The organism is Tepidibacter sp. Z1-5 (assembly GCF_037844525.1).
Classification (GTDB): domain Bacteria; phylum Bacillota; class Clostridia; order Peptostreptococcales; family Peptostreptococcaceae; genus Tepidibacter_A.
The window spans coordinates 86,169-100,524 of the sequence record NZ_JBBMMD010000047.1 but is presented as its reverse complement, the minus strand read 5'-3'; the positions used below and the strand labels follow the sequence as shown (position 1 = coordinate 100,524).

The 14,356-nt window shown below is 28.2% G+C and carries 16 protein-coding genes; 1 reads left to right on the top strand and 15 read right to left on the bottom strand.

What is annotated here, in order from left to right; genetic code table 11:
* Nucleotides 1-117: 117 nt before the first annotated feature.
* The 9 genes from pduL to WJW32_RS12020 all read right to left on the bottom strand — a co-directional run bounded on the left by pduL (nucleotide 118) and on the right by WJW32_RS12020 (nucleotide 8,152).
* Nucleotides 118-687, bottom strand: coding sequence for a phosphate propanoyltransferase (pduL, locus tag WJW32_RS12055; RefSeq protein ID WP_340258653.1), 570 nt, complete (start codon nucleotides 685-687; stop codon nucleotides 118-120).
* 66 nt (nucleotides 688-753) lie between these two features.
* Nucleotides 754-2,031 carry a 3-phosphoshikimate 1-carboxyvinyltransferase gene (gene aroA, locus WJW32_RS12050; RefSeq protein WP_340258651.1) on the bottom strand — a complete coding sequence of 426 codons (1,278 nt, stop codon included), beginning with the start codon at nucleotides 2,029-2,031 and terminating at the stop codon, nucleotides 754-756.
* Nucleotides 2,021-3,058: a 3-dehydroquinate synthase gene (gene aroB / locus WJW32_RS12045; protein WP_340258649.1), complete on the bottom strand. Its 1,038-nt coding sequence runs from the start codon at nucleotides 3,056-3,058 to the stop codon at nucleotides 2,021-2,023. Before aroB ends, aroA begins: the two co-directional genes overlap by 11 nt.
* The gene (aroC, locus tag WJW32_RS12040) at nucleotides 3,031-4,215 is read right to left on the bottom strand and encodes a chorismate synthase (RefSeq protein ID WP_340258647.1); all 1,185 of its coding nucleotides are present in this window, start codon (nucleotides 4,213-4,215) and stop codon (nucleotides 3,031-3,033) included. The genes aroB and aroC overlap by 28 nt, the downstream gene beginning before the upstream one ends.
* A 38-nt stretch (nucleotides 4,216-4,253) precedes the next feature.
* A complete protein-coding gene (locus tag WJW32_RS12035) occupies nucleotides 4,254-4,829 on the bottom strand; it encodes a flavodoxin family protein (RefSeq protein WP_340258645.1) in 576 nt (191 codons plus the stop codon).
* Between the two features lie 50 nt (nucleotides 4,830-4,879).
* Nucleotides 4,880-6,646 carry a GAF domain-containing SpoIIE family protein phosphatase gene (locus tag WJW32_RS12030; protein ID WP_340258643.1) on the bottom strand — a complete coding sequence of 589 codons (1,767 nt, stop codon included), beginning with the start codon at nucleotides 6,644-6,646 and terminating at the stop codon, nucleotides 4,880-4,882.
* 42 nt (nucleotides 6,647-6,688) lie between these two features.
* The gene (locus tag WJW32_RS12025; RefSeq protein ID WP_340258641.1) at nucleotides 6,689-7,189 is read right to left on the bottom strand and encodes a hypothetical protein; all 501 of its coding nucleotides are present in this window, start codon (nucleotides 7,187-7,189) and stop codon (nucleotides 6,689-6,691) included.
* A 143-nt stretch (nucleotides 7,190-7,332) separates the two neighbouring features.
* Nucleotides 7,333-7,977 carry a TIGR01906 family membrane protein gene (locus WJW32_RS14945; protein ID WP_445330239.1) on the bottom strand — a complete coding sequence of 215 codons (645 nt, stop codon included), beginning with the start codon at nucleotides 7,975-7,977 and terminating at the stop codon, nucleotides 7,333-7,335.
* A gap of 1 nt (nucleotide 7,978) precedes the next feature.
* Nucleotides 7,979-8,152, bottom strand: a complete 174-nt coding sequence (locus tag WJW32_RS12020; RefSeq protein ID WP_099187882.1) for a hypothetical protein — start codon at nucleotides 8,150-8,152, stop codon at nucleotides 7,979-7,981.
* A gap of 136 nt (nucleotides 8,153-8,288) precedes the next feature.
* Here WJW32_RS12020 and WJW32_RS12015 point away from each other — a divergent pair, with 136 nt between their 5' ends.
* On the top strand, nucleotides 8,289-8,966 hold the full coding sequence (locus WJW32_RS12015; RefSeq protein ID WP_340258637.1) for a Crp/Fnr family transcriptional regulator: 678 nt from the start codon (nucleotides 8,289-8,291) through the stop codon (nucleotides 8,964-8,966).
* Nucleotides 8,967-9,015: 49 nt separating this feature from the next.
* On the opposite strand, the gene WJW32_RS12010 is transcribed toward WJW32_RS12015, so the two are convergent.
* From WJW32_RS12010 to WJW32_RS11985, 6 genes are all read right to left on the bottom strand, one after another.
* Nucleotides 9,016-9,234, bottom strand: a complete 219-nt coding sequence (locus WJW32_RS12010; RefSeq protein ID WP_340258635.1) for a small, acid-soluble spore protein, alpha/beta type — start codon at nucleotides 9,232-9,234, stop codon at nucleotides 9,016-9,018.
* Nucleotides 9,235-9,348: 114 nt separating this feature from the next.
* A complete protein-coding gene (locus tag WJW32_RS12005; RefSeq protein ID WP_340258633.1) occupies nucleotides 9,349-10,584 on the bottom strand; it encodes a competence/damage-inducible protein A in 1,236 nt (411 codons plus the stop codon).
* A 61-nt stretch (nucleotides 10,585-10,645) separates the two neighbouring features.
* Entirely contained in the window at nucleotides 10,646-11,875 is a 1,230-nt protein-coding gene (locus tag WJW32_RS12000) for a BaiN/RdsA family NAD(P)/FAD-dependent oxidoreductase (RefSeq protein WP_340258631.1), read from the bottom strand.
* A gap of 96 nt (nucleotides 11,876-11,971) precedes the next feature.
* Nucleotides 11,972-12,727 (bottom strand): acyl-CoA dehydratase activase, encoded by a 756-nt coding sequence (locus tag WJW32_RS11995; RefSeq protein WP_340258629.1) that lies wholly within the window; start codon nucleotides 12,725-12,727, stop codon nucleotides 11,972-11,974.
* 18 nt (nucleotides 12,728-12,745) lie between these two features.
* Nucleotides 12,746-12,997: a DUF3343 domain-containing protein gene (locus WJW32_RS11990; protein ID WP_340258627.1), complete on the bottom strand. Its 252-nt coding sequence runs from the start codon at nucleotides 12,995-12,997 to the stop codon at nucleotides 12,746-12,748.
* Nucleotides 12,994-14,286 carry a double-cubane-cluster-containing anaerobic reductase gene (locus tag WJW32_RS11985; protein ID WP_340258625.1) on the bottom strand — a complete coding sequence of 431 codons (1,293 nt, stop codon included), beginning with the start codon at nucleotides 14,284-14,286 and terminating at the stop codon, nucleotides 12,994-12,996. Before WJW32_RS11985 ends, WJW32_RS11990 begins: the two co-directional genes overlap by 4 nt.
* Nucleotides 14,287-14,356 lie beyond the last annotated feature (70 nt).

The window sequence follows — 14,356 nt, the reverse complement described above, 5'->3', positions numbered from 1 at the left end:
TTTTATGTGTAATTATACTCGTCTATTATGTTGGTTAAATATTTTTTAAGCTTATAAAACAACAGAAAGGCAACCTCTAATAAGGCTACCTTTCTATTATTCTTAAATATATATTTTTTATTCATTAATTAATTCTACTAAATCTCCGTTTCTAACTCCAGCTGCATTTCCTTCTTCTACATCAACGTGCATTTCAAGAGCAAACTTTGGACTTACTCTTACTAATACATTTTCAAATACTACTGCTCTATCTCCAAAAGTTCTTATCTTAACTTTTTGCTTATCTGTTACATTGAATTTTTCAGCATCATCAGTATGCATATGTATATGTCTTGAAGCTACTATAACTCCTCTTTGAAGTTCTACTTCACCTTTTGGTCCTACTATTTTTACTCCTGGAGTTCCTTCAACATCTCCTGAATCCTTTATAGGTGCTTTCACTCCTAATTTAAATCCATCGCTTAAAGATATTTCAATTTGAGTTTCTGGTCTTGCAGGTCCTAATACTCTAACTCCTTTTATTGCTCCCTTTGGTCCTATTATGTCTACTTTTTCTTCACATGCAAATTGTCCTGGTTGAGAAAGATCTTTAAAGTGAGTTAACTCAGTTCCTTCTCCGAATAATACGTCGATATCTTTTTGTCCTAAGTGTATATGTTTATTTGATAATGCTATAGGTAATTTCATTTAACTAACCTCCTAATTTATTTTTCAAGGAATATTATACTTTTTTTAGTGTTAAAAATCAAATTTTTAGTAAATTATTTCTTTTAATATTTCGTAAAAACCAGGAAAAGATATTTCTACACAGCTTGTATTATCTATATTTGTGTTTCCAGATGCCACCAATGAAGCTATCGAAAATGCCATGGCTATTCTATGATCAGAAAAGCTCTGTATACTACAACCCTTTAACTTTGTCGGCCCTTTTATAATCATACCATCCTCTAATTCTTCAATATCTGCTCCCATTTTCTTAAGATTAGAAACAACACTACTTATTCTATTCGACTCTTTAACCTTAAGTTCCTTTGCATCTTTTATAATAGTTGTTCCTTCTGCCTGAGTTGCCATAACAGCTATTATAGGTATTTCATCTATAATCCTTGGTATTAACTTTGAATCTATTACAGTAGAATTCAAATTAGAATGTCTAACTAGTATATCTCCCATTAATTCTCCACAAACGTATTTTTTATTTAATACTTCATAATTACCACCCATATCTTTTAATGCATCTAAAATTCCAGTTCTCGTTTCATTAAGACCTACATTCTTTATTAAAACCTCAGATCCCTTCAACATACTAGCCCCAGCCATAAAAAATGCAGCAGATGAAATATCACCTGGAACATATATATCTTGAGAATATAAATTTTGAACAGGCTTTACATAAATCTCGTTGCCGCTTACATCTATATCTGCTCCAAAAGACTTTAACATAATCTCAGTATGATTTCGACTTTTGTTCTTTTCTATTATCTTAGTAGGAGAGTTTGCATATAAAGACGCAAGTATTATAGACGACTTAACTTGAGCAGAAGCTATAGGCATTTTATAATCTATTCCACTTAAGTTTCCTCCGTCTATAGTTATAGGTGTAAAATTACCATCTTCATTCCCAGATATCTTAGCTCCCATAAGCCTTAATGGATCTGTCACTCTTTTCATAGGCCTTTTAGCTATAGAGTCATCCCCTATTAAAGTCGATTCGAAATTTTGACCAGATAATATACCCATAATAAGCCTTATCGTAGTTCCCGAATTTCCTACGTTTAAATTTCCAATTGGTTTTGCAAGTCCTCTAAGTCCTGTACCTTGTATTGTAACTTCATTATTTCTACACATTTCTGCTTTTATCCCCATTTTTCGAAAACATGATATAGTACTTAGACAATCTTCTCCACTCAAAAAATTTTTAACTGTATTTTTTCCAGTAGATATAGAAGATAACATTATAGCTCTATGTGATATAGACTTATCTCCTGGAATATTAACTTCTCCTATTAATTTAACACTACTAAAACTCATTTCCAACCTCCTGTATTACACAAAGTATCTCATCTTCATCTATATTGTCTACTATCTCAATAGCCGAATGGCCAGTTGGCAGAACTAAATTTATTTTTGAAAAACTATTTTTCTTATCTTTTTTCATTATGTTTAATATATCCCTAGAATTTATACCATCAAAGCTTATAGGTATGTCGTAGGCTTTATAAATGCTCAATACTTTTTCATAATAAGATTTATTTATATATCCTTTTTTGTAGGATAATCTAAATGCCATGTGAGTTCCGATTGCAACAGCAAAACCATGGCTAAAATTACCTAGCTTTTCTATACCATGACCAAATGTATGTCCTAAGTTTAATGTTTTTCTAATTCCAGACTCTTTTTCATCTTTCTTAACAATATCAATTTTTATATTCGAACATTTTTTTACTATATATATCAAACATTCCTCATCTAAATTTAATATCTTATTTTTGTTCTTTAAAAGATAATCCAAGAATTCGTAATCACATATAAGAGCATACTTAATAACTTCTGAAAGTCCACTTAGAAATTCATTATGATTTAATGTTTTAAGTGTATTAATATTTATATGTATAAATTCAGGTCTATAAAAACTACCTATAATATTTTTGTAATTTCCCAAATTTATTCCAGTCTTACCTCCAATCGAGCTATCAACCTGAGATAATAATGTTGTAGGACAGTGGATAAGGTCTATTCCCCTCATATAAGTAGATGCTATAAATCCACTTAAATCACCTACAACGCCCCCACCAAATGCTATAATCAATGATTTTCTGCTAACTTCATTTTCTATACAAAATTTAAATATATCTTCATATACTTCAAGACTTTTAGAGTTTTCTCCCGACTTTATAATATATTGTATAATATTTTTAAAATTTAAATTTCGTATAAAATCATCCATATACAATTTTTTTACATTTTCATCCGTTATAATTAACACTTTGTCATAGTCTTTTTTTATACCTATTTCACTAAAATCTTTTTTTATATAGACTTTGTATCCATTTTCCATCCTCTATCAGACAACCTTTCTAAATAGTTTTGATAGCTTTTAATAATATCCTTCATATTGTCTTGTCCAAATTTTTCTATAAAAAACTTCGCAATAACGAATGCACATACATTTTCAGCAACAACACAGGCAGCAGGTAAGGCACAATTATCTGATCTTTCTATTGATGCCTTATAGTTTTCAAGAGTATTTATATCTATACTATTAAGTGGCTTATATAAAGTAGGTATCGGCTTCATTACACCCCTTATTACTATTTCCTCACCGGTACTCATTCCACCTTCTATACCTCCTAATCTATTAGTTTTTCTATAAATCCCTCTTTCTTTTGAATAATATATCTCATCATGAATATCAGATCCTTTTAAGCTTGCCATTTCAAATCCAAGTCCAAACTCTACTCCTTTTATCGCTTGTATGGACATAATATGAGCACTTAACTGAGAATCAAGTTTTTTATCATAATGAACATAAGACCCAAGCCCTGGAACAACATTTTTTATCCTAACCTCAAATATTCCACCTAAACTATCGCCCTCTTCTTTTGCTTTTTTTATTTCATCTATGAATAGTTCTTCATATTCTTTATCTACGCATCTCACCTGTGATAATTCAGATTCTTTTTTTATGTAATCAAATTCAAAAGATTTATCTAATTTGTGATTTCCTATTTGTATTACATGAGATGTAAAATCTATATCGAATTTTGATAAAAATTCCTTACAAAGGCCTCCAACTGCAACTCTTGCTGCTGTTTCTCTAGCACTTGCCCTTTCCAAAACATTTCTTACATCTTTGAAATCATATTTTAAACTTCCGACCATATCAGCATGACCAGGTCTTACTTTTGAAACCATCCTTGTCTCTTTATCTATTTCTTCAACTGGATTCATATACTCTTTCCAGTTTTCATAATCCTTATTTTTTATTTCAATAGCTATAGGACTTCCTATAGTAACATTCCCTCTCATCCCAGATAAAATATTGATTTTATCCTTTTCTATTTTCATTCTATCTCCTCTGCCATATCCCTGTTGCCTTCTCGACAATTCTTTATTAATATTGTCCACATCTATATTTAGATTAGAAGGAATACCTTCTATTATTGTAATTAAAGATTGTCCATGAGATTCTCCACTCGTTAAATATCTAAGCATATTTCTTCCCCTTTCCTTAAATAAGGGCTAGTTAATAACTAGCCCTTATTATTTAAATCTATAATTAAATTTTTTATATCTTCCTTATATAAATCGTTGTTTTTTACAAAAATATCATCAGTATTAGATATATAATAATTATGAATCAATTTTGTATTTATACTTTTAAATAAAAAATCTACTGTTATTTGTCCTCCCATAAATTGAGTTTCATAAGGATTACTTCCTCCTACATGTATGAACATGCCAAGCCTTTTTTTATTTCTATCTATAGATGGTCTTTTTAATATATATTTACTTGCAAAAAAAGATTGAGTTCTATCTATTAAGCTTTTAAGCTTTGCAGGAACACTATCAAAATAAACAGGAGATATCAATATAGTTCCATCGGATTCATCAAACTTTTTATACATGTGGCTCATATCATCGGTTTTGTGACAAACCCCAGTCTTATCACAGTACCCGCATGCATTACAATATTCTATATCCATATCCCATATATTTATCACTTCATAATCCATATCATTATCATAAAGTATATCACCTACATAATCCTCTATAATATGACAGTTTTTCCCTTTTCTCGGACTTGCATTTATAACTAAAAACTTCACTCATATCCCCCCATTTGTTAATCTACTTTATTCTTTGAAAGTTAAAAATATTATAATTTTCTTACAAATAAAATAAGCAAATCATCTTCTAACCTATCTTTTCCTGTAAAACTTTTTAGTTCTTTTCTAAGTTTATCATATATATTTGAAGTAGAATCATCATAATTACTTTTTATTAATTCCTTCAATCTATCTAACCCAAATTCTTCTCCATATTGATTAGATGCTTCTATTATACCATCAGTGTATATGCATACAAGTTCATACTCGTTTATATTGTATTCATGTTCATTATATACCATATCTTTTAATACACCTATTGGCATACCCTTATCAAAATCAAGATCATCTACAATTATATCTTTGTCTTTTTTAATTCCTATAGAATGATGATGTCCAGCATTTGATATTACTGCTTTTCCAGTTTTAGAATCAAATATACCAATCCTAGCGGTAGCAAATACATCTACCTTATCAAAATCATCATATAATATTCTGTTCATCTTCGTCAGTATGCTTTTAGCAGATTCTTTTTCATATACTAAAGTCTGAAGTACCCCTTTTATCATAGCTACAAAATAGTTAGACATTATGCCATGACCCATAACATCCGCTATAAATATACATACCTTATTTTCATCTATTTTTATTATTTCACAAAAGTCCCCACCTATATGTTTTGATGGCTCATGAAAAAATACTATTTCTTTTGAATCAGAGAATTTAATTTTAGTATCACTCATTATAAGTTTTTGCTGCTTTGACACAATTTCAAGCTCTTTTTCCATTAATTCATGCTCAAATATTTTTTTAGAATCATTGTATATTTCAATAGCAAGTACTATTTGAGATGAAAATATACTAAGTATTTTAATATCATCATCAGTGTATTTTTTGCTGTTTACAGCAGCTATATATCCTATAGTTTCATTTTCAACCTTTAATTTATAATATATTAAGGACTTTATATTATCATCATCTATATGTTTTTTCAAATTCTTAGGATTGTAATATTTTCCATTATCGTCTATATCATCTTTTATAACACAAGCTAACGCCTTGTGTATATTTATATTGTCATTGCCGTATTGGTTAAATGACTGTGTTTTATTGTTATTATCATTAAGTATTACTATTGAACTTTCACTAAATGTAAGCTTACACATTTGCCTACTAACTAAAGAAAGAAAGTTATCTATTGATTTGTTTTTATATAATTCCTGAGTTGCCTTGCTTATATATTTTATAGCTCCTCTTAATTTTTTTATTAAAGTATCTATCTTATAGTTTTCTTTTGTTATTTCTATTGAAAGACTTATTAACGAAGAAACAGAAGATATAAAATTTATATCTTCTTGTGTCATATCATCATCTTCAGTTATATAACAAGTTATAAACCCTATCACATTGTTATTAGCTATAAGAGGAAATACTATTCTTCCCATATATCCTTCTTTTGTGGCCACATCTCTTTCCATTATAGCTCTATCATCTTCAAATATATTTTTTACCCAAACTATTTTTTTTTCAAATACAGCTTCATGGATGTATTTAGGATATTTATTAAAATCTATTTTAATCTTATCTTCATTTTTATTTAAAAACAATTCAGGTATATAATCTAAAGTAGCGGAACACACTAAATATGAGTATTTATAATTATTTTTATAAAACAAGTTTATGCAAGCTTTTCTAGGATGTATTACATTTAACATTTTAGATACAATTTCATCTTTTATTTCAAAAAAGTTCATAGACCCCGTAACTAATTTGGATATTTCTAATATATTATAAACTCTATCTCTATCATTTTCCATAATATCGTCCCCCACTTCAAGCAAATTCCACTTGATCTAAAACTATTTAGACAGTCTCTCTTGAAAAGTATTTTCGTTTATATTTTTTATGTTACTATATATATCCTTCATAGTAAATACTAAAAGAACCACGATTATGCCCATGTAAAGTTTTGTATAATTTGAAAATTGCATAAGTATAAACATAACCATAATTGTTTTTATTTTTAATTTTGAATTTTCTTTTATAACTTCATCAAATAGCTTTTTTAAGGAGAACGTTCTATTTTTCATATTTTCCTTTATATTATCATTTATAATTTTTTTGTAAAATAAAAACCCTATCAAAAAAACAGTACTAATATATATATTTATTTTGACCATAATTAAAAATATAAATATATTCAATAGATACTTAGCTATTCTAGCAAGAAAATTGTCTATCCTTTTTATAATATTAAAATCTTCTTTTTTCTTAATATTGTATTGATTTAATTTCTTTAAGTCTTTTATTTTTCCTTTTATCAATTCCTTATATATAAGTCCCACAAAATTACTGAGCATAAAATCACCTCTTGTTTTTTATTTTATTCTCTCCATTTATAAAATTTTTTATACTTTCAACATATCTCTATTTTTGTCTTGTCTGATCCTGTGTATTTAAATATTTATATAATTCCAATTATTTGATTTTAAATAGAAAAAAGCTAGAGTTCTAACTCTAGCTTTTTTCTTTTAATTAAAAAGAAGTTAATAAAAATAACGATACAACTTACAATCATAGTAGTAATAAAAATATATATACTTATGCTTTTAAAAAATTCAAGTGGTAATAAATTTATTATTATACTCTCTTTTGGACTTAATAACCAATCATCGTTATTAAAAAATATTTTATGAAACACAGTAAAATAATTATAATAATTTAAAGATATTATAGAGCACAATAGTGTAAATATAACACATATTGTTAGAATGCTTTTGGTAAAGCACTTTAGCATATTATTCATATCTTTTCTATTTGTATAAATTATTATACAAATAATTATTATGGATAATTTTTTTATCCATATTCCTTTTTGAAATATATACTTTACATCCTTCATATGTCTTTTTTCTTTTTCTGAAAAAACATGTTTATAGTCTAAATCCACATCATACTTTAGATAATCTATCAAATTATAAGTTATATTTTTTACATCTTCTTTTGAATATGTAATATTTTGATAAACATTATTTTTATCATATTGACTAAAGTAAAAAAAAGAATTTAAAGAATAAAATTCAATACTGGTTAAGAGTATAAGAAAAAATATTAAACCCCCGCATAAATAATATATAGTTTTTTTCATTTTAAGCCATAGCTTTTTCCAATTTATCTAGATGTTGTATAGGAAAATATTTAAGTAACTCTTTAAACTGTTCAACTGTAAGACCAGATGTAGTTGTGTATATTCTTATTTGTTCATCTAATGAACCATTCTTAAATTGCTCCTTAATAGCTTCAAAATTCACATTCTGTTCCATTATAAATCACTCCTTAAATCATTTTAATTCTATTATTTACTAAAATGAATAAAAATATTCTGTATTGATTTTTAAATTTATTTATATTACTATTTAGTAAAAAAGTCTTTTTCTAAAGATTTTTAAGGAGACTATTATGTTAGATTTAGAAAATATTTTAAAATCAAGTGTATTGTTCAAAAATATAGTAGATAACAATTTAAATGATATACTTTCTAATATCAACTACAAAATAAAATCATTTAATAAAAATGAGTTAATAGCCATAGAAGGAGATTCTTTAAATAGTATAGGTATTTTAATATCTGGTAATATAGAAATCCAAAAAATTTATCCATCTGGTAAAACCCTTACAATTTCAACTTTATCATCAGGAGATATATTCGGAGAAGTTATAGTTTTTTCTCAAAAAAGCACATACCCAGCAACCTTAGTATCAATAAATTCTACAGAAGTTATGTTCATATCAAAAGAAGATATTTTGAAAATTTGTACAATAAATCCTGATATATTAAATAACTTTATGTCACTTTTATCAAACAAAATCCTTATGTTAAACAAAAAAGTAAAAACACTATCTTATCAAACTATAAGAGAAAAAGTTTCAAGCTATCTTTTAGATGAATATACAAAACAAAAAAAACTATTGATAAAGATACCTTATTCAAGACAAGAAATGTCAGAACAATTTGCTGTAACTAGACCATCTTTATCTAGAGAACTCATAAAAATGAGAGAAGAAAATTTAATAGAATTTGATAAAAACACTATACTTATAAAGAATTTAGACCAGCTAGAAGATTGTATATTATAATAAAAATAAAAGCGAAGAATTAATTCTTCGCTTTTATTTATTAAACTTACTATTTAGTTTGTCCACCACTCATTTGTTGTTGAGCCATCTCAACTAATTTTTTAGTCATTGTTCCACCTACATAACCATTTTGTCTAGCTGTTAGATTTCCCTTATCCATATTTTCATAATTAGATATTCCTAATTCATTAGCAGTCTCAAGTTTCATTTGATTTAATGCTGCCTTAGCTGCTGGAACTGCTTTGTTATTATTATTGTTGTTAGTCATATTAAATCCCTCACTTTATTTTTTTATTTGTTGCTTGTTACTATTTTGTGAAGAATTTAAAATTTCATGTATAGTAGTTTTTGTAAAACCTTGCTTTTTATGGTGTATACAATTCTATATATTCAAGCACTCTAATCTCAAGAAATTTAAAGCTGTAATAGCAGTTATATTTCGTATTCTATTTCTATCTCCTTTTAAATTCAATTGTTTAACTTTTGTAACTCCATTTATACAAATTCCTATATATACAAGTCCAACAGGTTTTTGATCACTCCCACCGCTTGGTCCTGCTATTCCTGTTACAGAAATACCTATATTAGATTCTGTGTTTTTTGCTACTCCGATAGCCATTTCAATAGCAGTTTGCTCGCTTACAGCTCCATATTTTTCAAGTGTTTTTTCTTTAACTCCAAGCCTTTTCATCTTTGCCTCATTTGTGTAAGTAACCATACCCTCATTAAACACAGAAGATATTCCAGGATAGTTTATAAGCTTGGATGCTATAAGTCCTCCTGTACAAGATTCTGCAGTAGCTATTGTTAGATTTTTATTTATAATCATCTTGGCAACTTCAAATTCAAGACAGGTATCATCTTCTCCATAAACAAATGGAGATAACCTTGAATAAATCTCATTTTTTAATGGCTCAATCAAGCTTTGAGCTTCTTCCTCAGATGAAGCCCTAGCTGTAATTCTAAGAGTTACCTCTCCATACTTTGCATAAGGTGCTATTGTTGGATTAGTCTGACCTTCAATTAAATCCTGTATTTTCTCCTCTACACTACTTTCTCCTATACCACATATTCTTAATGTTTTAGACTCTATTATATCCTTTTGATACTTTTGAAGATACGGCTTTACATAGTTTTTAAACATATGAGTCATTTCTCTTGGAGGTCCAGGAAGTAATATAACTGTATTCTCGTCATCCTTCATTATACAACCTGGTGCTGTTCCACAATCATTTTTTAATATAATACTATCATTAGGGAAACAAGCCTGTTTCTCATTCGATTTAACCATTTCCTTATTTTGAAATTTAAAATACTCTTTTATATAATCCATAGACTCTTCATTTAATTCAAGCTTTTGATTAAAAAATTCAGCACATACTTCTTTTGTTAAATCATCCTTAGTAGGTCCTAATCCTCCCGTTGTAATAACCAAGTTTGCTCTTGAAAAAGCTATTTTAAGAGCCTCTTTTAATCTATCTGGGTTATCACCTACAACAGTTTGATAATAAACACAAATACCTAAATCAGCTAGTTCTTTAGCTAAAAATTGTGCATTAGTATTAACTATATCCCCTAAAAGTATTTCCGTCCCAACGCATAATATCTCTGCTTTCATATAATCACCCCTTTGCTTATCTCTACATTCAAAATATAGCTTTACTTTATTATATGTTTTTTTAACAATTAATACCAGCAAGATATCCTGTAGAAAAAGCTATTTGAAGATTAAATCCTCCTGTATAAGCATCTACATCAATAACTTCACCTGCAAAGTACAAGCCTTTAATTAATTTAGATTCCATAGTACTTGGATTAATTTCATTTACCTTTACTCCTCCAGATGTAACTATAGCATCCTTTATAGATCTGTAATTTTTTATATTCAAAGTCATATTTTTTAAAGTGTCAATTAATTTTTTACGTTCTTCTTTTGATATTTGATTTACTATCTTTTTAGGATCAATCTCTGTCAATTCTATTATCGTAGGTATCATCTTTTGAGGAAGTAAATCTTTTAAAGCTTCTTCAAAATTTTTGATTGAGTACTTATCGAAATCTCTTTGTATTCTGTTATCAAGCTTTTCATCAGATAAAGCTGGTTTTAAATCTATTATAACTTTATAATCATTCTTATCTATATCTTTTATATAACAACTAGCAGACAATACAACAGGACCTGAGATTCCATAACTATTAAAATTAAGTTCTCCAAAATCTTCATATACTTTTTTGTTATTTTTATTTAGAACTTTTATAGATATATTTCTAAGCGTTAGTCCTTGTAAATTTTTTACCCACTTTTCCTTAGTCTCAAGTGGAACTAAAGATGGCTTTATTTTATTTATATTATGCCCGTTTTGTCTTGCAAATTTATATCCATCTCCAGTTGACCCTGTTTGAGGATAAGATGCTCCTCCAGTTGCAACAATTACACTGTCACACATTATGCTTTTTCCATCTTTTAATACTATGTTTTTTATACATCCGTCATTTGATTCTACTTTATCAACTTCTCCTTTTAAAACCTTTACATTGTTTTGTTTCATATACTTTTTAAGAGCTTCAACTACATCAGAAGATTTATCTGAAACAGGAAATACTCTATTCCCTCTCTCCACCTTAGTTTTAACACCTAATTTATTAAATAAATCTATAACATCCATATTAGTAAAAGTATAAAAAGCACTATATAAAAACTTTCCATTTACAGTAACATTCTCAATCAACTCTTCTACATCACAGTCATTCGTTATATTGCATCTTCCTTTTCCCGTTATCAAAAGCTTCTTTCCCATAACTCTATTTTTTTCAATTAAAGTAACGTCTAAACCTCTGTCACCAGCAATAGCCGCTGCAATCATTCCAGCTGCTCCTCCACCAATTACTACTACTTTTTTATCTATCAATCAAAACTCCTCCTCAATTAACTATCTACTTATTATACTTTAAAATAATACCCGAAAAACAAAATAAGGACAAGATTAAATCTTATCCTTACTACATTACCCTAAAAGAGCGGCTCCAATTGCACCTGTGAATTGAGCTCGATTATCAGTATTTATTTTTTTATTTAATCTAGCTTGAAGTGCATCTTTTAGGTATTCATTAGTACATAATCCACCTGAAAAAAACACTTCTTCATTCAAGTTAATTTTTGAGGTAAGAGAAGTCACTTTATCTACTATAGAATGAATAAGGCCAGCTGCTATATCTTCTTTTTTAGCTCCCTTAGATTTCAAACTTATAATTTCAGATTCAGCAAATACAGTACACATACTATTTATTTTAACAGGAGTACCATTATAAGCCATATCAGATAAATCCTTTATATCTATATCCATTGCAGTACATATGACCTCTAAAAATCTACCAGTACCCGCTGCACATTTATCGTTCATTATGAAATTCAAAACCCTTCCTTCATCATCTAATTCAATAGCTTTGCTATCTTGCCCTCCTATATCTATTATTGCGCTAGTTTTTTCGTTTAAAAATTTAGCACCCTTAGCATGGCATGTAATTTCCGTTATTTTCTTATCAACAAAATCTAGTGCAACCCTTCCATAACCCGTTGCAATAATACTTTTGATATTTCTTCTATCCAAATTATTATTGCAGAGTATATCATCAACTAAACTCTCACAAGTTTCCTTAGGACTCCATCCACTTGGACATACTCTGTATTCAACAACCTTTTTATCTTTCATAAGCACTAGTTTAGTGGCAACTGAACCTATATCTATTCCTATTGTATACAATCTAATGCACTCCTTAAATTACCATAATTTTTCACATGTATTTACTTCTTTATTTACCCTGTACAAACCTTCATTTTTTAATTTATTTTTATACACCAAATTATATACACAAGATAATACTTCTTCTTTCAACATTATAGACATTCCACAGCATTTGCTTATAATTCTAGGAGTTGGTACTATTGTGTATTTTATTTTGTCTTTTTTTAAAACTTTTTCAAAGCAAAATCCATCATTATAAGAATCAAATAGAATATAATACTTTATCAAGCTGTAACACCTTTCTTTTCTTTAACCATTTCAACTAAAGCTTCCACTCTTGTTTTTATTTGACCTGTGTCTTCTTCACTATAATCACTTTCTATCATGATAACAGGTATTCCTTTTTCTTTTAACGCTCTTTCTATATTTTTATATTCAATTGAATATGTAGAACAAAATTGTAGTGAATTATATACAACTGCATCAACTTTATATTCATCTACATATTTCAATACATCCTCTACCCTTCCTTTATTAGGTGTAAAACACGCACAGTTTATTCCAAGATATCTACTAGCTAAATTTTCAAATTGTTCATCCATACTCTCTGCATTTTCAATAACTTGATTTTCAAAATATCTAGTTCCAGTGCAAGTCTCTTCACAAACTACAACAGCATCACTTGTCTCTACTATATGGTGTATCTTCCAATTCGGAATCGACATAGGAGTTCCTGTAATCATAATTCTTGGAGTATTCTTATCAAATACACCTTCACCTTTTTTTACTCTCTCTTCTAACTCATCACATAAATTATTAGTTTGTTCTATAAATCTATCTATATCATCATAAAAAGCAATTTGAGATACTAAAAGTGCATCTTTTCCACTTATAGGAACTGGATCACATTTTCTAAGATCATATAATCTTTTTAAAACTTTTCTCTTTTTATTTACAAGCTCTATTTTCTCTTTTAAATTTTCAAAGCTAAGTTTATTTCCAGTTTTTTGTTCTAAAACATCTTTATATATATTCATTTCATCTATCCAATGAAGCTTATCTTTTTCTCTTTTCATCTGTGGCAAGTCCATAACATGTACATCCATATAATCCCCTAGTATTTCCCACGCCTTCTTCTTTCCATCGCATGTAGTTTCTCCAACTACCATATCACATGATTGAAAATACGGACATGTTCTACTCAACTTAGCACCAATTGAAGCTTTAATAAGAGGACATGTATTTCTTGGCAGGATTTTTTCACCGTCAGGAACCCAAAATTGAGATCCAGAACATATACCTACAGGTACACAATTTAAAGCTAATGTTATCTCATCTGGAACAAATACACAAAAAGATCCCACAACCTTTTTATCTTCCTTCTTTGAGTCTTGAAGTTCTTTTATTCTAAGTCCATGAACTTCAGATATCACAAAATTATAATAATTCATATTTTCTGGTCTATTCTCTTGAGAAAGATATATATCTTCATAAAACATCGGAAGAACTTCGCAAAGTCCATCGTGCTTTTCAATATCAACATCTAATTCTTGCCACATTTTTGTATAATCCGCCATATTATCTCCTCCAAAATAAGTTTTGTGAACACGTTCCTTAATATAGTACATTATTTTGTAATAAAAACCA